Origin of the sequence: Candidatus Mancarchaeum acidiphilum, from assembly GCF_002214165.1 — an archaeon.
Lineage (GTDB): Archaea > Micrarchaeota > Micrarchaeia > Micrarchaeales > Micrarchaeaceae > Mancarchaeum > Mancarchaeum acidiphilum.
Window position 1 is genome coordinate 281,021 of record NZ_CP019964.1, and the last position, 23,809, is coordinate 304,829.

Consider the following 23,809-nt stretch of genomic DNA (forward strand, 5'->3'; position numbering starts at 1 on the left):
TATAACCACCCTGGAAGCCCACACTGTTTACAGGTGGGAGGATGTCACGTGAAGATATATCTTTGCATCTGGAAGAGCTTTGCCATCAAGTTTTATTTTGCCTTTTATTGGTATTTTTCCTTCTGCAACCATTTTACCAGTTAATAGTGAGATAATATATATAAAAATTTTTCTTCTATAAGTGGCTCTGTTCCATCAATTCCCAAATTAAAACATCTTCTGACTTAAGCTGTATTTATCGCAGCAAATTAGCTTTATTGCTTTTGATTATGCCAAAATTATCCAAATTTATGGGTATTACATCTTTTGTGTTACTCACAATTTCCAAAATAAACTATGAAAATCTCTCAATCTTTTATAAATAAAACTTTCCTATAAGCAATATCAAAATAGTCATGCTTACTTATCATCTTTCCTAAGGGTATTATCATCTTCTCCTTTTTCAATCTCTTCCCTAGACTGTCTTTTTAGCATTTTAATGCCCTTTTGTATAATCTTATTCTCATCCCTTTCGGATATTATACGATATTTCCGTATAGTTCCATCTGAAGACTTATATTCAAAATAAAGTTCCTCATTATCCAAAGGTTTATCTTTTGAATCATGTTTGAGTTTACTGAACATTTTAACCACTCCATTTAATCAGGTTGATTGAAAAATAATAATCTTTCGATATTTTAGCTTGACCAAACCGAATATATTAAACAATTTGGTAAAAGTAAAATAATTAACCGCAAAACAGAAAGCACAACCAAAACAATAAATTAGCCCTTTCTTAGCTTATCCATAAAGTAATGCATATTCTGTCCTCTAATCTCGTTTATCGTTTTGTATAAATGGCTGTTTTCTTTCATTCTGATTGTTATCTCGTCCAATATAGATTCAGTAAATTCCCTCCGCACATCATCTTGAATCCCTTCTCCCATAGAAAGCCTGTTCACAACGTCAATTACCATATCATCTTTTTCGTTTGGCATTATTTTAGTATAATTGTAGTAAACAGCATTTGCAAAATATACTGCAAGCCCGTTTATATTGGTTTTTGCATTCTCTATCTCCCTATTACAAGCTATTATCTCAAGCCTGTCCCTAACCAGTGCTTCCTCAAAGTCTTTAAATCTCTTTATAAATTTATCAGCTTCTAAAGTATCAGCATGCATTCTTAAGTTATCCTCAGCCTCCAAAATGCCATTATCGTTTGCAAATGCAATATTCAATTTATTTCTGTTTGAAAGTATGCTTTCTCTATACTCGCCATACTTCATAACTATACTGTTAATATAAAGGTTTTCCAATTTATGTGTTGCATCATCAATTGTCATGAATTTATTACTCTCAGCTTTGTACGGAATCATCATCCGTTTACTGCCAAAACGGTTATTGTCAACGATATCAACATCCATCCTATCCACTGCTCATCGATACGATAAAAATATATAAATTGCTTTTGTATAACCTCTAATATACTGTTTTTTTATTGTCAAACATTACTTTCAATTAATCAAAATCAGTATTCTTGGCATAATCAATAAAAAAGCTTGAATTATTTTAAACCATTAATGAGAAAGGCCAAAAATACTACAGCTGGATTAGATTTCAAAGCTTCTTGCTTTTCTTCCACAGCATTTCAAAGTAACTCTTGAAATTTTTAGAAACTTCCTCTCCCTCTATTAGTATGTAAGTTGGTTCCCTAGCCCATAATATCAGAACTACTTTATTGCCATATACGTTTATGCTCATGTTTATATAAATTGAGTTAGGGATTGTTCTTATCTCGACTAATCTTTGGATGCTATAATAAGAAACCCATTCAGAGGATCTATTTGACACAAGAACCCTTTTTCTTATTCCCCTCTTCACTCTTTTTTCTTCCCATCTCCGTATAAAATCCCCCATTCCACTACCAGTATCAGAGACACCAATTACAAGTTGTTCATCTCCTTTTCTAAGCGTGCCTAAAATATCATTGAATATTGTCCTGGCCGCTTTTCTACCTTCAAATATAAAGACACTACTGCGTTTCTCCGTAGCCTTCTTAATAAGAGAAAGCCTCTCTGCCATAGCTTCTGCAAGCTCTAGCTTTTCCTTCTCCGCATCAACTATTCTTGAGGGATCCACCGCGGAAAAGTACTTTATCCTGCCCTTTGTGTAAAAGGTAACAAAACCCTCTTCCATCAAGTGCTTGAGGCTATTGTAAACCACAGAGCTATAAAGACCGGAGCGTTCCATTATTAGCCCCGTTTTCGAATCACCAAACCTCAAAAGGACTGTATAAACCTTGCTCTCTGCATTTGTGAACCCAAGTTCTGTAAGCATTTGCTCTTCATCCAAAAAATCACTATATTGCTCTCTTTAATTAGAGAGCACATTGTATTATATGAGAATAGATATAATAATGTATATTGGTGGGTAAGTGAAATTAAACGAGAAAATAAATGACTATGAATTCCAGCCAGAAGTATACGCATACCCTACGGCGAGGTGCTACAAAAAGCTAGATGGATTCTCAGTCGCACAGCTGAAATTCACAGATGAGATTAATGTGTACTTGCATATACCGTTCTGCAGTCAGCTCTGCACTTTTTGCGGATATCTTAAAACATTGAATTCAGAGACCCTTAGAAAGGAGTACATATCGGCACTTATAAAGGAAATTAAAATGTATGAAGAGATTATAGGAGACAAGAAAGTAATATCAGTTAATATTGGTGGCGGGACTCCTTCTCTTCTACAGCCAAACGAACTTGGCGAAATCATTGATGCACTAAAGGCGGCCAATGAGGGCATACTAAACAATGCCAAGGAAGTGAGCATAGAGGCTACACCGGAATCTGTGGAATATGAAAAATTCAAGGAGTTCAAAGATCTTGGGATAAACCGCGTGAGCATAGGTGTTGAATCATTTGTGGATAAGGAGATTGGGGTGGCAGGCAGGCACAATGATGGCCAAGTATCATCAAATGCGGTAAAGACCCTTAAGGAGCTCCGCTTCAGAAATGTCGTCTGCGACCTGATGATAGGCATAGAGGACCAGACAGAAAAGACGTTTTCAGATTCATTGGATACGATGATTGAGCTTGATCCTGACACTGTAGAGGTATATGCGCTTGGAGTCATTCCAAGCACAATGATAGGAAAAAGGCATCCGAAGGGCCTGATGGGAAACAGGGAGAAGTATGAATGCTACGAAATTGCCCGCAAGAAATTCCTGGAAAAAGGGTATTTTCAGTCCTGCCATAATAGGTATTCGAAGCTTCCAGAGGGAGGATATTTGCAGGAGGATACCGTATTCAGAGGTGCAAGCCTTATAGGATTAGGGGCTGGCGCCAGGAGCTATGCGCAGAATATCCATTATAGAAATCCATTTGAAGTGTTAGATGGAAAGGGGGCAATCTCCAGGTATATGAACAAGATAAATTCTGGCAGTTTTGCGGTAGAAACAGGCATTTTCTTATCAGGAGACGAAAGGATGAGAAGATATGCAATAGGAAATATAGAATCGCTGGATCTGCATAAGTTTTCCAACCTGTTTGGAGCCGAATTCAGTACTGTATTCAAGGAGGTATATTCAGAGATGATCTCAACAGGCTGCGCTTATGAAGCAGGTAGCAAATTGAAATTGACTGCGAAAGGTCTGCTATTTAGGGATTTGATAGCAAGGCAGTTATTCTCAAGCAGAGTTGAGGCACTGGAAGGTCCTTACAGGGCAACTGTGTGAGATAATGTATGACAAGACAATAATAATATTTGGGTTTTCAGGTTCAGGGAAATCAACTTCCGCAAATGAAGTTGGCAAAACCCTTAAGCTTAGGGTAGTTCACCCCTCAAGCATACTAAGGAACATTATCGAAAAGAAAGAAGTTGACACAAAGCATACAACCCATAATGAAGGATTTTGGGAGAGCAGGGAAGGGATGAAAATGTTTATGGACAGGCTAAACGAAAAGGTGCCTCCAGATGTAATATCAGACAGGATAATCCTGCGAGAGGCAGAGAAGGGCAATGTGGTGATAGACAGCTGGAGCCTTCCATGGATAGCCAGAAAAGGCATCAAAATTTATTTGAAGGCAGACATTACAACAAGAGCGAAGCGCGTAGCTGCCAGGGATGGCATTTCCTATGAAAGCGCACTGAACGCAGTAAGGATAAAAGATAAGGAAACTAGGAGGCTTTTCAAAAAGGTATATGGATTTGACATAAAGATGGACCTAAAGGTATTTGATTCTATAATATCGACAGATGGCAAGAGCAGAAAAGAGGTAATTGGAGAAATAATAAATGTTATAGGGATTAACAAAGTGAGCGGGAAATCCCACACGCTTTAGCGGTGGGATGAAAGCGAACTGCTGAATAAAGTAAAGGTGTATAAATATGAATGGTTATACAAACAACATGGATTCCACAAGAGCCTATAAATTCAGGATCTATCCAGATACTAAAAGGCAGTCTGAGATAGATGAACGGCTAATCCTTGCACAGCAGTTCTACAACAAGATTCTGGAGAAGTCCATTGAATCCTATAAGAATGGAAAGGCAAAAGCCTCAATAGCACAGTTCAACAGGTTCGTCAAAGAAATAATCCAAGATGACAAGAGATACCTGAAACTATACTCGCAGACGAGATGCGAGATTGAATATAGGCTTCTAAAGGCATACCAGAACTTCTTCAGGAGAATCAAGGAAGGAAACAGGAAGGCAGGATTCCCGAGATTCAGGTCAAGGGATATAAACGCATCAATAAACATACTCAAAAGAGCTACCCTCGGACAGAGGGAAAGTCACGCTCAGGGAGAGAGTGTAAGGCCTCAAATGGAGGCAGTTCTCGAGGAACTGAGAACCGATAAAACACATCCTTTGCAGGATGCAGTGACTGCATGAATGCGAAGGAAGCCCACACCGTTTACGGGTGGGAGGATGTCACAAATAAAAACATGCCCAGCAGCAAATAATCCTTAATAATATATCCGCTATAAAATCTATGTGATAGGTATGGCATCAAAAACAAAATCTGCCGAAGGCAAATACAAATTAGTGGTTTACGATACATTTGAAGGCGAGTTCTATTCGCAAAAAGAGTACAAAACGAAAGAGGAAGCGTTAAAATCAGCAAAAGATAAATTAAAGGAGTTGGAAAGACTGCAGCCATCCAGCCATTCTGGAGGACAGGACTACATTGGGATACAGGACAGGGTTTTCATACAATACCCTGATGGCAGGATGATAAGGATTAAGCCGGAATAAGCCCAAACCTGAAGATGCTGCGGAAGCTTAGTATATGTAAGTAAAGTGGTTTCTAAACTTAATTATCATTGATAAAGCAAAAGGCAGTAAACAGAAATAATTATATATTTGGTTTATGATAATATAATAGGTGGATCTATGGCGTTCTTAAATAAATCTGATAATTCTTATAGGCATACTGAAAATTTATCTGAAAAAGTCCAAAAGAAGCAAACAGATGTATTAGCAAGATATGAGACTGCTGATCAGCAGATAAACCTTTTAGGTTCAAAGAACATCGCGAGCATACTGAAAATAAAATCCAATGATGAAAGGGTTTATGAAGTACTAGCGAGATCTAAATCAGTCAATGTACAATCCAAACTTTTCGATACTATCATTTCAAAATCACCCGATTTACTGGAAAAGGCAATTCCAATTCTTATAGAAAAAGGAAGAAAAGAGATAATGGAAAAGATTTGGGAGTATATAAAGAGAACAGATGATCCATCAAATCCAAAATTACTTAAATCGGGCAAAGAGGAAAGTATTGCTTATTTATTATTGGCCAAGGATACCGAAACCAGCAAGAAGATTGCCATAGATATGCTTGATTGGCTAAAAGACAAGTCAGTGCTGGAAACCTATAAAACGGAGCACAAAGTTTCAGAATTTAACTATTTCAGTCAAAAAGAACTTATGAATTTACACGGAGAAAATAGGAACATATATAAAACATATTTAATAAACCAAATTGCTCGTATGGGGGATGAAGAAAAATTGACACTTTTAAAAGCTATTGACCGTCTTAAGGCCTATGATTTATTTTGGACAGAAGACAAAGTAAAGACTAAAACCTATTATGATGACAAGTCACCTTTAAGGACCCGCTATATGTATGAACCTCTTTATTCAATTATAGCAGGCACAGGGAATAGAGATGTGCTACTGAAATTTTTAGATATAATAAAGAAAACAGATATAGGGAGCACTTTAATCCAAGCAAAGCTGCTAGATGGAGCTTATCATTCAATATTCTCTTATTCTTCTATTGAAGAACTAGCTCCATTAATATTAATCGCAAGCCACTGGTTAAAAATAGAGGACGAAGCATGTGATACAATAATAGGGTTTGCAAGGGAATCTCCTTCAATCCTAAGCCTTAAAGTAAATAAATCTCCAGAGTTAACCGTAGAAACCACCGCAGATCTTATTGCTATTATAGGTGGAGAAGAAATGCAAAAAAAGCTGGTTAAGTTAGTCAAGATACCTGGTGCTGTTGAATCTGTAACCAAAGCAATAAATAAATATGGAACTGATGAAGCCAAGGTAGAGCTTAAGAAGTCGCTTGAATCTGTTGGGCTTTTTAGAAGATAATGCCATAATCCCAGGCACTCTTTTAACAAAGTTTATATGCAATTTGCAGTGAGATTACTATGTATCTTTAAATGTAACAGGTTTTACCAAACAATAATAAATCCGCTTTCTTTGTTTTCTCATCAGCAATGGAAACTATTAATTACCCAAAAGTAATACTGCAACTATTACAACTCTATTATTACTTTTAGGGTGATATACGATTCATAGTTCTTGGGAACGGTATTGCATCCCTGATGCTGTCAAGCTTTAGGATCCAGCGGACAACTCTCTCAGACCCTATGCCAAATCCGGAATGTGGAATGCTTCCATATTTACGCAGATCTATATACCATTGGTAATCTTCTTCTTTCAAGTTCTGTTCCTTGATTCTTCCCATCAATTCATCGTAATCAGATACACGTTCACTGCCTCCAAAAATCTCTCCTATACCCTCAGGAGCCAAGAGATCTGCATCTAACACTGTCCTTGGATCATCAGGATTAATCCGCATATAGAAAGCTCTTATCTCCTTAGGCTGGTTAGTTAGGAATACTGGCTGCTTCCTATCTTGCATAAGCGCTTTTTCTTCATCCATACCAAGCCCATCAGACCATTTAACATCCAAGCCTTTTTCCTTGAGTATATCAAGCGCTTTTTCGTATTTCATACGCTCAAATGGGGTTTGTATATCAAGTAGATCTTGTGGATCCCTTCCAAACCTTTTAAGTATGTCCGGGTGGTTTTTGGCTTCACTATGGGCCACGTGTTCTAGTATCTGTTCCTGCAGTTTCATATTCATATCTTGGTTATAAAATGCCATCTCCGCTTCCAATTGCCAGAATTCAGCCAAATGTCGGGGAGTACGGCTTGGCTCCGCCCTGAAAGATGGTGCAAAACCATAAACCAAGGGATAACCATTGATTACAGCTTCCAAATAAAGCTGCCCGCTCTGTGATAGGTATGCTTTGCGGTCAAAATAATTTACTTCGAATAAAGTAGCTCCCCCTTCTGCTGCGGAGCCTGTGATTAATGGAGGTTGAACTTCAAGGAAACCCTTTTCATCAAGAAATCCTCTAATATCATTAATTACAGAGGCCTTTAATTTTAATATATCAATCATTTTTGGGGAACGAATCCAAAGATGACGCATATCGAGAAGAAACTCTGTGCTTTGATCCTTAGTTATGGGGAAGGGCTCACCTTTAAAAGCAACGCCAAACTCCCTTACCTGGACTTCTATTCCATCCGGAGCCCTATCATCTTCCCTTACCTCTCCTATCAGATTTACTACCGAATCTATATACAAGTCGTTTGCCGATTCCCATTCATCCGGTTTTACATTATCCTTATTTACTGAGCATTGTACAATCCCTGTTCCATCACGCAAAACAACAAATGCCATATTACCTGTTCTGCGATGTCTATATACCCATCCGCGCAAAAATACTTCTTCACCAATCTTTTTCCTTAAATCCGATACAGATGTAGCATACTTCTCGGAATGCTCCAGGCCTTTTTCCAATAAGCTGCTTAAATGTACAGACTTTAAAGATTTTTCATCTTTCATGTCCACCACAAAGATAATTAAAACTAGTTGATATAAAAGTTTTATGTACAATCCCTTTCAAGCAATTAATAGAAAATACGATACCCAATTATTCAGATTGTAAATCCCTTATCATACAGCAATAAAGAATTGTATCATTTGGAAAGTGGCAAATATTGCAATGCTGTACCTATCCAATTATTTTTGCAGCATTAATTTTAAAGGAAATCAGATTTTGTAAGGATGCCAAAAAGCCTGCCATCTTTTACAACCAGTATTGCTTGTACATTCCTGACAACTTGGCGTGCCTTTTCAAGATCCTCATCAGGCCCGACAATTGCATAGGAGAATTCAATCGCTTCATCGCATGTAACTGCATCAGGGTTATCCAGTATGCTCTTTTCCGTAACCAAGCCCGTTATCCTGCCGTCCCTGTCAACTATTGGAAGCTGCGATATGTCATTTTTCTTCATTATCTCCCTTGCCCTTGATATCGTATCTACCGGAGACACACTTATCACGTTTCTTATCATTTTTAAGCTTACCGATTTTGGCGTGCCTTTTGCTACTATAAGCTTATTGAGCGCATCCAACACACCATAAACCATATTATAGCTAGGTTTCAGCCTATCATTCTCAAGCTTCGACATAGCTGAAGGGCTTATCTTGCTGGCTCTGGCAAGTTCGGAAGATTTTATCTTATGCTTCTGCCTTGCGGTGCGTATCTCGTAAGTAATCTCTTTCAATTCAGGTATAGTTAGCATACATATCACAATAAATATTTCCTATAAAGAAATATTTGTCACAAGTATTTATATTTAGTAAAATATATAATGCTATATGTGATTGAAATGGCAGAAAAAAATACCTTGGAAGACTTGATTGGTAAATTGTCTGATTTCATGGACAAAGGAACTGAAGAAACGCCTTATAAGCCAATGACGGAATTTTTGAAGAAAAAGATAGCAAATGCCAACTTCAAGAAAAAGTCAGACAGAGAATATATATTGGGATTATGCAAGGTGGAGAATGCAGCATACAAGTATCAGGTAAAGGGGGAATCAACAGGTTTCTATGGCAGCTATGTATTCCTTCATCCCGAAGAATATGGGCCTTACAGGAAAGAATTTTTCGAGATACTGAAAGAGCTAAGCTACCAAGATTACCTTAAAGTTGTGACAATGGAGCTGTTTGATCCTTCGCAATACGGGCCAGGCAAGCAGTGGGAGCCATTTAAGCTAGAGGATTTCAATGAAAATGACCAAGCTTTTATTAAGCGCAACCTGGCAAGATGGCATGCACAAGAGAGATACAAGGAGCGGCAGAAAAAAGCAGAGAAAAAAACGGAATTTGATAAATTACGCAAATGGTGGATAGACAATGGTGGAAAGCCTTGAATCCATAGAATAATAAAGCAGATATAACGAAATAACTATATTAAATAAAGTCTGACTTTCAATAACCATTTGCTATTTTTCTATTTGGTGTTATTTTCCTGCTATTGTTATAATCTATGGCTTCCAAATCTATATGCATTTTAATAGCTCATTGCATTACCATTCAATCGCCATTACAAACGAGTAATCATTTTCTGTTTAATTAGTGCAACGTTTTCTGCATTTGAGACTATATCCAATTTAATTGAAAGTAATTCATTCAGACTACTGCTTTTAATACATTCCTAGGGAATACCTCTGTGATCAGTACGAAAAGCCCCTCGCCTTCAATGCTGTAGTTCCTGGATATTACACTTTCATCTGCATAAACATCGATTATCTGCCTCTTTTGGGCTATATGCAGGGCGTTTATAGCCTGGCCGATACCCATGCCTTTTTCCCTCATAATCGCGATGAACTGGTCTGAATTACCTCCAATTGGTATGACAGATTCCGCAAAGTAAACCGTAGCACGCATTCCGTTGGCTTTCTCAGTATAAATTCGTACCTGGCGCATAATAACACCAGATATTTCATGCTGTGCGATAACCTCAACTTTAACAGGCAAATTTAGTATTTCTGACACCTTCGCCTGCGTCATACCTTCGTTGAGAAGTATTTCCCTCTCAGTAGGTGTAAGTTTAGAAGATAAGTCGCCAAGAATTTTCTCAGACCCTGAAGCAGCAGATTCCACCATTTTATCATCCAGTATAATTCCTGTAAAAAACTTTTAAATGTTCGTAAGTATGCGGGCATTAATCCTTAACAGCAGATTTTATTGGAAAATAAAGTTATATTCCTCTTAATATTAGAATAGCTATGTTATAGTCATTTTAGGTGCTCTCGGTATAAGTTCAGATGCTTCAAGGTATTTATTATGCGTCCTTACTTGTCATTGGCAAAATTGTAAGGCACCAGATTATAGGATTTTTGAGATTCTATTCTGAATATTTAAGCTTAAGATTTTTCATAAAGCTAATTTTATAAATATCTAAATATAAGAGCTTAAATAAGTAAATCAAGATACTAGTGTTTTAAATGAAAATTACAATAGATCCGCGAATAGAACTGCTGATGTCTATAGAGCTTCAAAATGATCTTACCAATCCAGGCTTCGCAGGTTTAACGAAAGTTGAAACCACTTACAAAAAGCAGTTCATCGATTATTTTTCTTCTTATAAAAATTCTGAATCAACAAAACATTATTTGAAAATATGCAACGGCAGTTGTTCTATGGATTTTTCTGCTGCAACAATCTTTCATCTTTCCAATCCTCCAGATTTAAAGGTAGTGCGACCTTTTGACAGATATGGAAGGCAATACCAGTCATTTATAAAAATACTTAGGGATTTTGCAGTTGAAACCGATTTTATGGCCTTTTTTGTAAAATATAAGGGAATGTTTCAGAAGGTAACAGAATCTGCAAGAAAAGAACTAAAAAGTAAAGACATAGTTCTGCCTATAGAAAGTTATTATGGAATGGGTCTAAATAGCTACAACATTATTCTTTCCCCATTATTTAGAGAAGGAGGAAATGGATTTAGGATCAATTCCATAAAAAATTGGTATGATGGGTATGCAATTGTCGGACCTACCAAAGTAAAGAATGGTTTGCCATATTTTGACTCACGGCTTGTCGGTACGTTATGGCACGAATTTGGGCACCATTTTGTTGAGCCTATAACAGAACAGCATACTGCTGCGCTTAGGCGGAAATTTTCAAAGGTCAAACTTTCATTATGGGGCTACCCTATTTGGCAGAACGTAATAAATGAATATATAATACGAGCTATATCTAACAGAATTGAATTTCGCGTGAAAGGAGAAGAGAATACTGTGCTAAAATGGATAAGAGAAGAAGAAAAGGGTGGTTTCGTCCATATGAGGGAGTTATATGACTATCTAAAGATATATGAAGATAATAGAGACATTTATCCCACATTGATAGAATTTTATCCGGAAATCATCAAAGAATTGGAACGCTTACTACTTAACAAATAGTCTATTTTGTTTTCTCTAAAAACTTTTGGCGATGGAATAATACGCACATCAATTGAAAGGAATAGAAAAATGCAACAAACAATCCACACGCAAGCCCTGAGAGGGGGTTGGACCCTCGACCTCCTGTTTTCCTGTTTTGTCCTATTACAAGACAGGCGCTCTGCCACTGAGCTACCAGGGCCTGATAACATTCATATATTTATTGAGAATACTTTTAAAGATTTATCTATTTTGTGTGCAATTTCAATCCTTGCTTCTAATTGCCTAGGAAAAACCTTGCGTACCTTGCAACTGCATCTGTTGCGAATTTTATCTTTTTATACCTTTTCCCTATCCTCTCTATAAATTGCACATTCTCGGAATCGACACCTTTGAGGAAAACCGCTATAGGTATGAATATAACCAATGCCAATACAAGGTTTGCCAATATAGAGATGTAAGAATAATGGAGGAATGCTGTTATCGCGTACCCTATTGCAAAAAGGATCACCGCGGATATCGAAATCAAAAGCAGCTTGCTCAACTTCACGTTCATCTTGAATTCATTGCGGAGTGCAATCACGTATATAAAAGAGAACAGTACTGGGCCTATTACGAAAAGGGAAAGCAACACCCCATATACCTTGAATATCGGGGTGAGCACAAGAAGCATCGACAATTCTATAACCAAAGTCAAAAGCTGGTACTTCATGAAGGATTTCGTCTTTCCATATCCTACCATAAGCTGCCCCGAAAGCACGCCTATGATGTTTATGAACAGCCCGAGCACTATGAATGAGAAGAATATATAGGAATCATGGTACGAGCTTGAGAAAAGAAGGTACATCAAAGGCTTTGACACAGATATAAGGTAAGCGGTCAAAGGGGCAAGGAACAGGAAGGAGTAATATATGCTTCCGTTGAATACCCGGCTTATGCTCTCCCTTCTTTCCTTGTTGGATATCACGCTTGAAAATGCGGGCAAGAGGACAAATGACAGGGATGCGGTTATCACCTCTATTATCCTTCCGAACCTGAATGCAACTCCATAGCTTCCCACTATTGACGGAGATACAAAGATTGCAAGGAAAGTTATCGCAAAGCTTGTCAACCCAAGGTAAACCAAATTCGATACCAATATAGGTGTTGAGAAATTGAACAAACCTCTAAGTCTTGACCTTGGCTGGAAAGAGAATCTGTAATGCACGAACTTTACGATGTAGTATATTGATATGATCGAGCCTATCACAAGGCTGATTGCTATCCCAATCAATGCACCTATTATCCCGTATCCAAGAAGTACAAGTATAAGTACAGCTGCAGCTTGTGATATAGAATACGCGATATTTATGTAAGATGCGTGCTTCACCTTGTTTATCCCAAATAATACTGCCGATGTAACTCCGTAAATCACAGTCAATAATACTATGATGGAGCTAGCTATGAACGGAATGTAAAGCAAAGGCTCATGGTAAATAGAGTAAGCGATATACCTGCTGAAGACTATGCCTATAACCATCAATATGAACCCTATAAGAAAAGAGATTGTTATTCCAGAGCTGATTATGTTTGATTTCTCCTTCAGCGATACTCCTATCTCCGCCAGCTTCTTCCTAAAGGTTGTGCCCACTCCGAAGTTGCCCCCAGCACCCAATAAAGTGGAGAATGCTATTACAATAGTGTAAAATCCATAATATTCAGGCTTGAGTATCCTTGCCAAGAATATCAGTATTATTATTATTACCAGTGAGCTCAGCACTTTGCTCGATATGTAAAGCATACTGTTCTTAGCAGTAGCTACACCTATGCCTTCTTCATCTTCATAGCTCTCTAAAGTCGAGTCTTCAGCAATCGCCGAAATCACCTTAAAAACATTATCTTAAATTCTACTTATAAAAATAAAAAGATGACACTGTGCAGTTCATGGAAGCAACGAGACATATTTCAGGGAATCCGTGCTTCCCTTCTTCCTCGGGCTTCCGTACACTACCAAATACTCGTATATTTTAAGCTTCAATGCAAGCTCCTTTATGTTTTCAAGCATCTCGTCCGTGCTGCTGTAATTTTTTATGTCCATAGCCCTTACGCCCTTGAACAATGCCAGTTTGCTTCTTACATTTGGATTTTCTGACAATGCGATTATATCGCTGCTTGGCCTGAACTGCGAAAGCCTTATCGCGCTCGCTCCGGATTCCGTAGGCACAAAGATGCACTTTATGTCATGCTTCTCCGAAAGGTCTTTTGCCGCATGCGCTATATAGCTGTATATCCCATCGACGCTCCTTGGATAGCTCTGCTGCGCTTCCTTTTCCGCATTGTGTATCACCCTGCTCATAGTTTCGATGCTCTCTATTGGATAGCTTCCTACGGCGGTTTCATCGCTCAGCATCACGCAGTCTGCATCCTCGAATACCGAATTAGCAACGTCATTGACCTCCGCCCTTGTGGGCATCGGATTGTTTACCATGCTCATGAGCATCTGTGTCGCAACAATGACAGGCTTGCCCGCTTCCCTTGACGCTTTTATTATCTTCTTCTGCGCTATTGGTATTGATTCAACAGGGATGTCGAAGGCAAGATCCCCTCTTGCCACCATGATCCCATCAGATTCCTCCGCAATTGCCTTTATGTTGTCAAGGGCGTGCCTCCTCTCTATCTTTGATATTACGAATATATCATTCCCTACCTTTTCCCTAAGGCGCTTGATGTCCTCGTCGGACTTTACAAATGAAAGCGCGATGAAATCGAATTTGTCCTTCGCAAACTTTGCGAATTTTATATCCTCTTCGGTAGGTGTCTGCTCCGTTATGTCGGCTCCTATTAGATTCAGCCCTTTCCTGCTGCTTATGATGCCATCGTTTATGGCTTTGGCAAACACGATACCATCTTTTATTCCTTCGACTTTCATCTTCAGGTAGCCATCGCCTATGGAGAGGTGCATCCCATTCCTGCAGTCATCGCTTATGTACCTGTAGGATACAGGTATGACTCCTTTCTCAAGCTTGTTCCCTTCATAAAACAGTTTTAGCAAATCTCCCTTCTTAACTATTATAGGATCTTTTATTTTCCCAAGCCTTATCTTTGGCCCCGGAAGGTCAGCAAGCAATGATATCTCTTTGCCTGCAAGCTTTTCAGCTGCTTTTATATGGGCTATGTATTGCTCTGCCTGTTCTTCATTTGTATGCGAGAAATTTATCCTTATTATGTCCGTGTATTTTATTATTTTTGCTAATTTAGATTTCTCTTCTATTGCAGGCCCAAAAGTCGCCAATATTTTAGTCTTCATCAGATCGCCTTAGAACATAATGATTTAAAATTCAAAGTTTTGACTGGCTTTTCAAGGAATCCAAAACCTCCTTAATCTTCACCATGTCGGGCTTCCAATCGTAGTCCTTGTTCCTTAAAAGATAAGAAGGATGGAAGTATATTATTACAGGTATGCCATTGTATTCAAATCTAATGCCCTCTTTGATTGTGGATGTTATAGTCCTTCCAGAATTTGTCAGCGTCTTGTAAGCAACATCTCCAAGGCACAGTATAGCTTTTGGCTTTAAGGCCTTTATCTCTTTTTCAAGTATGGGCCTCCAATAAGCAATTTCCTCTTCGGTGGGCTTTCGGTTATACTGCGTCTTTGCATCTACGGGATGGCTCTTAACGACATTGGTTATAACGTAATCCTTTACTTGAAGGACCTGCAGCCATTTGTCGAGCAGCTTTCCGCTCCTCCCTACAAAAGGCTTTCCTATCCTTACCTCCTCATATCCTGGAGCCTCGCCTATAATAAGAAGACTAAGTTTTTCGCCTTTTTCCATAAACAAATCGCTGACCCTTTCAAATACTACCGCATCCCCAAATTTTTTCATGCTGTTAACCTGGGAAGCCAACGATTCCAAAGTTTTGTCAATCTTCATAGGGCTGCCTCAAAGCAAAATCATAAGTTTAGTCTAATAAGAAAACTTATAATTATATAACTTTGCAAATATATAATTAGATGTGGCAATAAAAAGCCATTTTAATATTAAATAAAGTGCTTTGCAAAAGCAATATATTGGATAGGATGTATAAAATGCAGTACCAACCAGGGGGAGGAGATAGTACAGGCCCAAATTACAATCCTTATACCCCGGTAGACCAAAATGGCGGGGGCGGGGCTTATTCTCCAGAAAATATCTACGGCCAAACCAACCCTTCTGGCCAAGGCCAGAACAACAACCAAAATTCGCCTTATGGAGGCATACAGCCAAAGAGGCATACAAGGAGGTCCCCATTGACAATACCGTTTGTGATAATCGCTATTGTAATACTAATCATAGTTGCTTATAGGTTCATACCTTCACATCCGATAAGCGTAAGCAATGCATTGCCACCAGCTACGAATCCGGTCATAAGCTCGGTTTACCATAAAAGCAACATCGAACTGTTCTCAGTTTTAGGCACTTCAATAAACAGAACCGATTCATTGCAGGACGTAAATGTGACCTATTCAGGGAAGTTCTCCGAAGATTACAGCTACTCGAACAAAACCTTTAACGTTTCTGTACCTTTTACGCTTATATATGAGAAGCTTGATTCAAACAGCAAGCTTTATGTCAGGACATCAGGTAATTCCGAATATGGAGACATAGGACTTATGATGATTAAATTGAATTCAAGCAACTATAGCTGCTTTGAGTTTCTTTCTAATAAGTATTCGTGTGAAAAAACAAGCAACACAATAGGTCCGTCGGACCTGAATTCGGTATCGCCAAATTCAAATTCCTCCGTATTCGAGAGCATCCTGAAATTATCAGGAACAAGAAATTCAACGTACACTGGCCAGAAATGCTATTACTTATATGGGTCTGGAAATGTGCCTCTGGATTCGGGCAGCACCAAAGTAAATTACACATCGGGTTCCTGCCTTCCTTTCTATAATTCTTCATTGCCATTGAACCTCACACTCAATTATGACATATTGAACCAATCCGAAGATTCTAATACAAAAGTTTCATTTTCAATAAATGAAGTGGCTTATAACAGCAAGCCCAGTTATAGCTTCATATCAGGATTCCCTGCAAATGTAACCTCCCCGAGCAAGGTGGTTGTGAACTCAACACCTCCAAGGAAGAACAGTACCGGAATACACATATATAACTGCTCGAATCTAACCATTACCACAAGCATTACATCTGCAAACATAACAAGAGAGTGCACATTTGATGGTGGGTTCATGAACTTCACATATGGTGGAGGGAATAGCGGTTATGCAGAGCTTAACGTGAGCAGCCTTAACGGCTATCTATATTACAGCGGATATACAACAAACACCTGCCCAAGATACGTGCGCAGCGTCTTCATGCCCGAAGGATTGCATTACTACCTGATCAATTTCTTCACCGGAAATGAGAGCGGTAACTGTGGCAATGCAACATTGTACATAAATTGATCTCAAATAGGTTTTTGCTTATGTATACACATAAAGATAGCAAGGCAAGCAAACTGGCAGAGCATGGCCAGAATGCAATATCTATTGAGGAATCTGAAAGCAGATATTGGCAGAGCAGGTCATTGAAATTCCTAAAAATAATGGACGAGCTTGGAATACAATGCGGAAAGCTTAGAGTCATATATTCAGACATTCCAGAAATCGGCTATAACAAATCCGAAGATTCAATATATATAGATGGGAAATTCCTCAATGCAATAATCTTTTCATATGCTGTAGGATACAAAAAAGGCATTATAGCGCTCATGAATCACGAGATAGGGCACAGGCACGATTTTATAAATGGACGTGATACAAGCGAGATGTCTGCGGAGCTTAATTCAATAAATTCGTTAGGCTCTCATCCAGAAGACGGGTTATCACAGCAGATTTCCATATCAATGTTTGCATCGGCCCGAAGCAACTTTGTCAAAGCAGAGAAAGAGAGGAATAAGAGGATAAATATTTACGGATTAGAAAGTTTTCTTGGTGAAGAAGCCACAAAGCGCATAGAGTACAAGGCTATGAGGTACTACAAGTTGCTTGTTAATTACAGAAATTCAGCCAACAGGTTGGAACGTAAATAATAGCCAATAAACGTATTCTCATGTTAAACTTTTTAAAAGTGGCAGGGAATTCTAACCATGCGGGATTCATATAAATACCAAGAGCTATTCAAAAAGCTTGACAATGGAGATGTAAAGCTATACAACATAGAAGCGGATCTTGGTGTTGACTCAAACGAGGCAACCTTGATAAGGGCATCTTATCTAGAGAGTAAATTTCATGCAAGCTTGGATCATATAAAGAATCCAAATGTGGACTTCTCCAAGGCTATAAATTCAAACATAGAAAACAGCGTAGGTGCAATAACCTTGCCATTGGGGTATGCGGGTGCGATTAAGGTATCAGGATTATACGCATCTGGGGAATATCCAATACTGATAGCCACTACCGAAGGCAAGCTTGTAGCGGGATTGTCAAGAGGCATAAGCACAATAAGCAAATCTGGGGGTGTTTCAACGAGAGTGCTTTCGGACGGGATGGCAAGGGATGTTATGGTATCAACGGAAAGTGTAAATGATGCCTTTGAGATATACCAATTTGTGAACAGCAGAGAGGGAATTGATTTCTTAAAATCAAAATTCAAGGAGAAGACTGCCCATGGGGATCTGCTGTCAGTAAAATGCTACCAGATTGGAAAAATACTACACATAAGGTTCAAGGCTTTTACAGGAGCTGCCATGGGGATGAACATGGTAACGATAGCGGCAGAATATTCATCAGAGCAGCTGCTTTCGATGTTTGAAGGAAAGGGAATAAAAGCAAAAATTTTAAGCGAATCGGGGAACATGTGCACGGACAAGAAGCCCTCAGCAATAGATTTTATAGAAGGAAGGGGAGTATCGGTGACTGCAGAAGCCGTAATAAAAAAGGAGCTGCTTGAGAAGGCAAGGTCAAGTGCCCGCGATGTTGAAAGGCTGAACAGGCTTAAAAGCTTGGAAGGATCAGCCATGGCAGGGTCAAGCGGATTCAACGCCCAAGTTGCAAACATACTTGCAGGGATGTATGCGGCATATGGCCAGGATATAGCCCAGATAGTGGAGGGGTCACAGTCAATTGTTGAAGCCGAAGAGTCCAACGGCGACCTATACATATCAATATTGCTGCCATCTTTGGAAGTTGGTACTTACGGAGGAGGTACAAGGCTGGATGCACAGAAAGAAGCCCTTAAACTACTTGGCTTATATGGAGAAGGTGACTTGACAGGTTCCAGCAGGCTTGCTTTTGCTGAAATTGTAGCATCCGTTGCCCTTGCCGGAGAACTTAATCTCCTTATTATAGAGTCGTCGCATGAATTGTCAAAGAGCCATGGAGAGCTGAATAGAAAATAAAACCTAAATAAAGTAAAATGAACGTTAATCACAAAATATATGTTCAATCTTAAATTCAAGCAGTCAAAATAAGAAAATATTTACAGCAAGCGGCAGCCAGCCAAAAAGCAAAACATTAAATATTGTAAAAGCAATATAATAATGAAAAGGTGCTAAATTGGGTAACAAAAGGTCTATAAAGACAAAAAGTTCCAAAACAAAGCATTCTCATAAAAAGAATGCCCAATCGGCTTTGGAATATTTAGTAACTTACGGCTGGGCTATATTGATAATTGCAGTAGTAATCTCACTTCTATACTTTTTCGTTGCAGTCCCATCTAACGTAGTGCCTAACAGCTGCTCATTTGTTACAGGAGCAAACTGCGAGGACATGGAGCTCGGGTCAAATTCAATATCCCACACGTCAACAATATCATTGCTTATAACGAACAGCAAAGATTATGCGATAAAAGATCCTTCTATAACTGTTGAATATAATAAGGTAAATGTTACCCATTCATGCTACCCTAGTTATGTGCTTCCTGGAGGATCCATAATATGTGTCGCAAATATGTCAACGTACTTGCCAACAAATACATATACATATGGTAATCTTTATTTAAACTCTGAAGACTGCGGTTCATCCAATTCTTCCTCGTGCGCAAATGCGCCGAAGCAGATTTATGCAGGGAAGTTCAATACCCATGTCGCATTGGTGGTAAAGCCTTCATTGACAATTTCACTTAATGCATCAAGTGGTCACAACGGAAGATGGCCTGCTGATAATTATCCTGACGAACTGACCGCAAATGTCATATTCCTCGGATATCCTCTTGCAGGATCAACTGTGAATTTCACAGAGGTTCCAGATGAGGAAACATTGTTCCCTACTTATGCATCTACCTCGTCGCAGGGAATCGCACACTCATTTGTATATGGAACAACTATTGGCAACATAAAAGTGAATGCGACTTTTGGAAATTACACAAGCCATTACGTATACATAAACTTTTCACCTGTAACCCAGTACCACTTGATATTCAATGTCCCTTATGGTAAGGTTACCATAACAACTCCAATCAACAGCACCACATTCACAAAGAATGCAACTGGGACCACAATATGCAATTCCGAACTTAACTACTCAACGCCATCACAGGTTACACTGGTATCAAACGAGGCATACGAGAACTTCACATATGCGGAATCAAACGGCGTAAAGTACTACAATTCGACAGGATCAATACCAATATACTGCAATTCAACGACAGTTTCATTCAATTACACAACTTACTACAAGCTAAATGAAAATGTCAATCCATCATATTCTTCAGGTGTTGTATCATCGTCCCCATTATCCTCGAACGGGTATTACAAGAAGGATTCATCATTGCAGCTTTCCGCGAAATCCTCCAATCCAAAAGAATGGGTTTTCGCAAACTGGACATGTGCTGCATCCACATCAATAGGAAGCACATGTTATTCTGGAAACAGCCAATCCCCAACAATTATAATGTCTAATCCAGTAAATGAGACAGCAAATTTTGACCCTATGCTTTCATTGAGAGTAATCCCAGGAGGCGATGGGACAATAACCGCCTCATCACCTTCAGGAGCTTCAACAAGTTCATCAACATTCACCAGCTATCCAGAACCCTATGGTTCAAAGATAACATTGGGAGAATCTCCAGCAAACTCAACTTTCAGGTTTTATAAATATGTAGGTTTAGGTACAGGAAACTACACAGGAAATAGCACATCGCCCACGATAACGTTTGACAATCCAATAAATGAAACAGCTGAATACGATGTATATTTAAATGAACTTGCATCGCCTTCAAGTGCAGATGCATCTCTTTCACCTGGCAGCGGCTGGTACTTCCCGAATTCAACAATTACTTTATCTGAAGTTAACAACACCGGCTACAGGTTTGCAGGATGGACAGGATATGAGAACAATGCATCCTCATCATTTACAATGACAGTTCCAAATACAGACTTCACGGAGCAGGCCAACTACGATGTATACCTTACAGAGCTCTCATCACCTTCAGCAGCTGCAAAGACACTTTTACCTGGAACTAACTGGTACATTCCGGGATCTACAATTAACTTATCAGAGACCAACAACACAGGCTATAAGTTCATGAACTGGACGGGCCAGTTCAGCTCAACCCGTAATCCAATGTCAATAACTGTGCCAAGCACCCCATTCACGGAAACTGCAGAATACGCAGTTGCCCTAAAACTATCCGTATATGAACACGGGGATGGAAAGGCAACAGTGTCTCCAGGAGGATCAACTAATTCATCTTCTATTTTCTGGGAAACACCCGGGGCTTCCCTGTATTTCACAGAGACCAATACAACAGGATACAAATTTGCGAAATGGGTAGGATATGATAGCGGCAATTCTTCAAACTTTACAATGACCGCACCAAATTCACAATTTAACGAAACTGCAGAATACGATGTATACCTTACAGAGCTTTCTTATCCATCAAATGCAGCCTCATCATTATTACCTGGCAGCGGCTGGTACCTACCAAACTCATCAATCACGTTGTCCGAGAAGAACAACACAGGCTACAAGTTTGTCAACTGGACAGGATATGAGAAGAGTACTTCTTCATCCTTTACAATGACAGTTCCGAATACTGATTTCACGGAGCAGGCGAACTACGATGTATACCTATCTGAACCATCATACCCTTCAGGAGGTGCAAAGACACTTTCATCTGGCAGCGGCTGGTACTTCCCTGGAACTTCAATTACATTGTCAGAGACGAACAACACAGGCTATAGATTTATAGACTGGACAGGATATGAAGGTAGTAATTCTTCATCCTTTGGCATGACAGTTCCTACAGAACCATTTACCGAACAGGCGAACTACGATGTATACCTAACTGAGCTTTCTTATCCATCAAATGCGGCTTATTCATTATCACCTGGCAGCGGCTGGTACCTACCAAACTCATCAATAACATTGTCCGAGAAAAACAACACGGGCTACAGATTTGTCAACTGGGAAGGTTACGAGAATAGCACTTCTTCATCCTTTACAATGACAGTTCCGACAGTACCGTTCACGGAGCAGGCCAACTACGATGTATACCTAACTGAGCTCTCTTATCCATCAAGTGGGGCTTCTTCCTTAAAACCGGGAGATGGCTGGTACTTCCCTGGAACTTCAATTACATTGTCAGAGACGAACAATACGGGTTATAAGTTTAAGGATTGGACAGGCAATGAAGGAAGCGCTTCTTCATCCTTTACAATGACAGTTCCGACAGAACCATTTACCGAACAGGCGAACTACGATGTATACCTTACAGAGCTCTCCTATCCATCAAGTGCACCGTCATCAATTTCACCAGGAACAGGATGGTACTTCCCAGGATCATCAATAACTGTATCAACATCTGCAAATACCGGTTACCAATTTGAAAATTGGGAAGGTTACGAGAATAGTACTTCTTCATCCTTTACAATGACAGTTCCGACAGAACCATTTACAGAGCAGGCGAACTTCAAGGTTGGTCTTTATATATCAATAGACCCAAGCAACGGTGGATCTTCCAATCCAACAGCAGGTAAATGGGCCTATTACTATCCAAATACAACCACAATAATAAAACTTTCTGCAAATGTAACATCAGATGCAGAATGGTCCTTTACAGGATTTAGTTGTAGTTATAACGGAAATGATAGATGCCCAAGCAATGTAAACCCATCCGTCGCATTCATAGGCGATTCCCCATTGTATGTTACTGCATACTTTGAATCCGTAGACCTTTATTATATAGCAGGGTTTGATACATCTGCTGGCTATCACACTAACCATGTTTACTATGCACCTATAAATTACAGCAATGGACAGATGGGTGAATGGTATGAAACTGAAAGCATATTCGGTCCTAATGGACCTAACAACAAAGGTGTCAATAGCGAGTCGTCTGTATCAAATCAAGGATGTGCTGTAGAAAGTCCAAATAATACCTACTCATTCCCTAGTGTGTGGTGTGCAGGTGGAAACAATGCGACAGTTGGAGAGTATTACCAAGTGGAATCCGCATCATTAACGCCTTCAGGAATACAAGATAATACATGGTATGTGCAGTCACCTCCAGGAAATGATACGCTCAATCATGCGACTACCGAGGCATCCGCAGTAATATCTGGAGACTACATGTATTACATAGGAGGAGAAAAATTAGATGGATGCAGTTTCTTAGGAGTTGCACAAGACTGTGTTTATAATCATGTAGATGAAGCTGAACTGTTCCCCGGAGAGTCAAGCAGCTGGTCTACAGTTGGCAATTATCCAATAAAGGATTATATCATATATGAAGCAGCTGTATCCTATGATGGATACATATACATAGTAGGGGGGGCAACATCTGGTGAAAGTAGCGAAACTAATGCTGTTTATTCAGCAAAGGTAAACTCTGATGGTACAATAGGTAGCTTAACTGCACAAAACGACTATCCATACTCAGTGGCTCAGTTGAGCTGTACTGCAAGCGCTGGTTATATATACTGCGTAGGAGGTTACGTAGAAAATGGTTGCACGGTTGATGGCATATCTGCATCATGTACCTACAACCAGGTATGGTCTGCACCTATAAGTAATGGGTATGTAGGAACATGGACAAGGCAGGCAAGCTATCCAAGAGGAGCATATGGAGAGAGCTGTGCTTCATACTACGATGGTATTAACAGTAATAGTGTCATATACTGCGTAGGGGGCGAAAATTCATCTATACCTGGATATGAAGGGGTCCATTATGCCTATGCGGATGATGGCACAATAAGTGGCTGGTACGATGGAACAACCTATCCATACAATGTAACTCGTGGGGTTGCGGTGCTAGCTGTTACGGGAGGGCCTAATGTTCTAGGAAGCTAAACATGAAATATATAGAGG

20 protein-coding genes and 1 tRNA gene are annotated in these 23,809 nt (G+C 39.3%); 11 read left to right on the forward strand and 10 right to left on the reverse strand.

Annotation, left to right across the window (positions count from 1 at the left end; translation table 11 throughout):
* Positions 1 to 399: 399 nt before the first annotated feature.
* The 3 genes from Mia14_RS01535 to Mia14_RS01545 form a co-directional block, all read right to left on the reverse strand.
* On the reverse strand, positions 400 to 624 hold the full coding sequence (locus tag Mia14_RS01535; RefSeq protein ID WP_088819802.1) for a hypothetical protein: 225 nt from the start codon (positions 622 to 624) through the stop codon (positions 400 to 402).
* Between the two features lie 140 nt (positions 625 to 764).
* Complete coding sequence (locus tag Mia14_RS01540; RefSeq protein ID WP_124216871.1) at positions 765 to 1,403, reverse strand: hypothetical protein; 639 nt, start codon at positions 1,401 to 1,403, stop codon at positions 765 to 767.
* A gap of 193 nt (positions 1,404 to 1,596) precedes the next feature.
* On the reverse strand, positions 1,597 to 2,331 hold the full coding sequence (locus Mia14_RS01545) for a TrmB family transcriptional regulator (protein ID WP_088819804.1): 735 nt from the start codon (positions 2,329 to 2,331) through the stop codon (positions 1,597 to 1,599).
* Positions 2,332 to 2,413: 82 nt separating this feature from the next.
* On the opposite strand from Mia14_RS01545, the gene Mia14_RS01550 reads away from it, so the two are divergent.
* From Mia14_RS01550 to Mia14_RS01570, 5 genes are all read left to right on the forward strand, one after another.
* The gene (locus Mia14_RS01550; protein ID WP_088819805.1) at positions 2,414 to 3,718 is read left to right on the forward strand and encodes a coproporphyrinogen-III oxidase family protein; all 1,305 of its coding nucleotides are present in this window, start codon (positions 2,414 to 2,416) and stop codon (positions 3,716 to 3,718) included.
* A 4-nt stretch (positions 3,719 to 3,722) separates the two neighbouring features.
* Entirely contained in the window at positions 3,723 to 4,325 is a 603-nt protein-coding gene (locus Mia14_RS01555) for a cytidylate kinase-like family protein (protein WP_088819806.1), read from the forward strand.
* A gap of 46 nt (positions 4,326 to 4,371) precedes the next feature.
* Positions 4,372 to 4,878, forward strand: a complete 507-nt coding sequence (locus Mia14_RS01560; RefSeq protein WP_088819807.1) for a helix-turn-helix domain-containing protein — start codon at positions 4,372 to 4,374, stop codon at positions 4,876 to 4,878.
* A 111-nt stretch (positions 4,879 to 4,989) separates the two neighbouring features.
* A complete protein-coding gene (locus Mia14_RS01565; protein ID WP_088819808.1) occupies positions 4,990 to 5,241 on the forward strand; it encodes a hypothetical protein in 252 nt (83 codons plus the stop codon).
* A 138-nt stretch (positions 5,242 to 5,379) separates the two neighbouring features.
* A complete protein-coding gene (locus tag Mia14_RS01570) occupies positions 5,380 to 6,597 on the forward strand; it encodes a hypothetical protein (RefSeq protein WP_088819809.1) in 1,218 nt (405 codons plus the stop codon).
* 187 nt (positions 6,598 to 6,784) lie between these two features.
* Here the strand turns inward: Mia14_RS01570 and asnS are convergent, their stop codons facing one another.
* Together asnS and Mia14_RS01580 are read right to left on the reverse strand one after the other, a co-directional pair.
* Positions 6,785 to 8,146 carry an asparagine--tRNA ligase gene (gene asnS / locus Mia14_RS01575; RefSeq protein ID WP_088819810.1) on the reverse strand — a complete coding sequence of 454 codons (1,362 nt, stop codon included), beginning with the start codon at positions 8,144 to 8,146 and terminating at the stop codon, positions 6,785 to 6,787.
* Between the two features lie 197 nt (positions 8,147 to 8,343).
* Entirely contained in the window at positions 8,344 to 8,889 is a 546-nt protein-coding gene (locus tag Mia14_RS01580) for a CBS domain-containing protein (RefSeq protein WP_088819811.1), read from the reverse strand.
* A gap of 87 nt (positions 8,890 to 8,976) precedes the next feature.
* On the opposite strand from Mia14_RS01580, the gene Mia14_RS01585 reads away from it, so the two are divergent.
* A complete protein-coding gene (locus Mia14_RS01585; RefSeq protein WP_088819812.1) occupies positions 8,977 to 9,522 on the forward strand; it encodes a hypothetical protein in 546 nt (181 codons plus the stop codon).
* A 259-nt stretch (positions 9,523 to 9,781) separates the two neighbouring features.
* Here the strand turns inward: Mia14_RS01585 and Mia14_RS01590 are convergent, their stop codons facing one another.
* Positions 9,782 to 10,258, reverse strand: a complete 477-nt coding sequence (locus tag Mia14_RS01590; protein WP_088819813.1) for a hypothetical protein — start codon at positions 10,256 to 10,258, stop codon at positions 9,782 to 9,784.
* Between the two features lie 341 nt (positions 10,259 to 10,599).
* Between Mia14_RS01590 and Mia14_RS01595 the strand changes: the two genes are divergently transcribed.
* Positions 10,600 to 11,562, forward strand: a complete 963-nt coding sequence (locus tag Mia14_RS01595) for a DUF4932 domain-containing protein (RefSeq protein ID WP_088819814.1) — start codon at positions 10,600 to 10,602, stop codon at positions 11,560 to 11,562.
* A gap of 92 nt (positions 11,563 to 11,654) precedes the next feature.
* Here the strand turns inward: Mia14_RS01595 and Mia14_RS01600 are convergent.
* The 4 genes from Mia14_RS01600 to Mia14_RS01615 all read right to left on the reverse strand — a co-directional run bounded on the left by Mia14_RS01600 (position 11,655) and on the right by Mia14_RS01615 (position 15,452).
* Positions 11,655 to 11,743, reverse strand: a tRNA-Thr gene (locus Mia14_RS01600).
* 75 nt (positions 11,744 to 11,818) lie between these two features.
* The gene (locus Mia14_RS01605; protein WP_088819815.1) at positions 11,819 to 13,405 is read right to left on the reverse strand and encodes an oligosaccharide flippase family protein; all 1,587 of its coding nucleotides are present in this window, start codon (positions 13,403 to 13,405) and stop codon (positions 11,819 to 11,821) included.
* A 57-nt stretch (positions 13,406 to 13,462) separates the two neighbouring features.
* A complete protein-coding gene (gene pyk, locus Mia14_RS01610; RefSeq protein WP_088819816.1) occupies positions 13,463 to 14,827 on the reverse strand; it encodes a pyruvate kinase in 1,365 nt (454 codons plus the stop codon).
* 31 nt (positions 14,828 to 14,858) lie between these two features.
* Positions 14,859 to 15,452 (reverse strand): uracil-DNA glycosylase, encoded by a 594-nt coding sequence (locus Mia14_RS01615; protein ID WP_088819817.1) that lies wholly within the window; start codon positions 15,450 to 15,452, stop codon positions 14,859 to 14,861.
* Positions 15,453 to 15,607: 155 nt separating this feature from the next.
* On the opposite strand from Mia14_RS01615, the gene Mia14_RS01620 reads away from it, so the two are divergent.
* The 4 genes from Mia14_RS01620 (at position 15,608) to Mia14_RS01635 (ending at position 23,791) form a co-directional block, all read left to right on the forward strand.
* Positions 15,608 to 16,966: a hypothetical protein gene (locus tag Mia14_RS01620; RefSeq protein ID WP_124216872.1), complete on the forward strand. Its 1,359-nt coding sequence runs from the start codon at positions 15,608 to 15,610 to the stop codon at positions 16,964 to 16,966.
* 20 nt (positions 16,967 to 16,986) lie between these two features.
* The gene (locus Mia14_RS01625) at positions 16,987 to 17,592 is read left to right on the forward strand and encodes a hypothetical protein (RefSeq protein ID WP_088819819.1); all 606 of its coding nucleotides are present in this window, start codon (positions 16,987 to 16,989) and stop codon (positions 17,590 to 17,592) included.
* A gap of 57 nt (positions 17,593 to 17,649) precedes the next feature.
* On the forward strand, positions 17,650 to 18,900 hold the full coding sequence (locus Mia14_RS01630; RefSeq protein WP_088819820.1) for a hydroxymethylglutaryl-CoA reductase: 1,251 nt from the start codon (positions 17,650 to 17,652) through the stop codon (positions 18,898 to 18,900).
* Positions 18,901 to 19,057: 157 nt separating this feature from the next.
* The gene (locus Mia14_RS01635) at positions 19,058 to 23,791 is read left to right on the forward strand and encodes an InlB B-repeat-containing protein (RefSeq protein ID WP_088819821.1); all 4,734 of its coding nucleotides are present in this window, start codon (positions 19,058 to 19,060) and stop codon (positions 23,789 to 23,791) included.
* Positions 23,792 to 23,809: the final 18 nt, after the last annotated feature.

Excerpts from the sequence above, each read along its gene's own strand:
- pyk (WP_088819816.1), bottom strand. The coding sequence starts at position 14,827 with ATGAAGACTAAAATATTGGCGACTTTTGGGCCTGCAATAGAAGAGAAA.
- Mia14_RS01580 (WP_088819811.1), bottom strand. The coding sequence starts at position 8,889 with ATGCTAACTATACCTGAATTGAAAGAGATTACTTACGAGATACGCACC.
- Mia14_RS01565 (WP_088819808.1), top strand. The coding sequence starts at position 4,990 with ATGGCATCAAAAACAAAATCTGCCGAAGGCAAATACAAATTAGTGGTT.
- Mia14_RS01615 (WP_088819817.1), bottom strand. The coding sequence starts at position 15,452 with ATGAAGATTGACAAAACTTTGGAATCGTTGGCTTCCCAGGTTAACAGC.
- Mia14_RS01590 (WP_088819813.1), bottom strand. The coding sequence starts at position 10,258 with ATGGTGGAATCTGCTGCTTCAGGGTCTGAGAAAATTCTTGGCGACTTA.
- Mia14_RS01570 (WP_088819809.1), top strand. The coding sequence starts at position 5,380 with ATGGCGTTCTTAAATAAATCTGATAATTCTTATAGGCATACTGAAAAT.
- Mia14_RS01560 (WP_088819807.1), top strand. The coding sequence starts at position 4,372 with ATGAATGGTTATACAAACAACATGGATTCCACAAGAGCCTATAAATTC.
- Mia14_RS01535 (WP_088819802.1), bottom strand. The coding sequence starts at position 624 with ATGTTCAGTAAACTCAAACATGATTCAAAAGATAAACCTTTGGATAAT.
- Mia14_RS01630 (WP_088819820.1), top strand. The coding sequence starts at position 17,650 with ATGCGGGATTCATATAAATACCAAGAGCTATTCAAAAAGCTTGACAAT.
- Mia14_RS01555 (WP_088819806.1), top strand. The coding sequence starts at position 3,723 with ATGTATGACAAGACAATAATAATATTTGGGTTTTCAGGTTCAGGGAAA.
- Mia14_RS01625 (WP_088819819.1), top strand. The coding sequence starts at position 16,987 with ATGTATACACATAAAGATAGCAAGGCAAGCAAACTGGCAGAGCATGGC.
- Mia14_RS01620 (WP_124216872.1), top strand. The coding sequence starts at position 15,608 with ATGCAGTACCAACCAGGGGGAGGAGATAGTACAGGCCCAAATTACAAT.
- asnS (WP_088819810.1), bottom strand. The coding sequence starts at position 8,146 with ATGAAAGATGAAAAATCTTTAAAGTCTGTACATTTAAGCAGCTTATTG.
- Mia14_RS01540 (WP_124216871.1), bottom strand. The coding sequence starts at position 1,403 with ATGGATGTTGATATCGTTGACAATAACCGTTTTGGCAGTAAACGGATG.
- Mia14_RS01595 (WP_088819814.1), top strand. The coding sequence starts at position 10,600 with ATGAAAATTACAATAGATCCGCGAATAGAACTGCTGATGTCTATAGAG.
- Mia14_RS01585 (WP_088819812.1), top strand. The coding sequence starts at position 8,977 with ATGGCAGAAAAAAATACCTTGGAAGACTTGATTGGTAAATTGTCTGAT.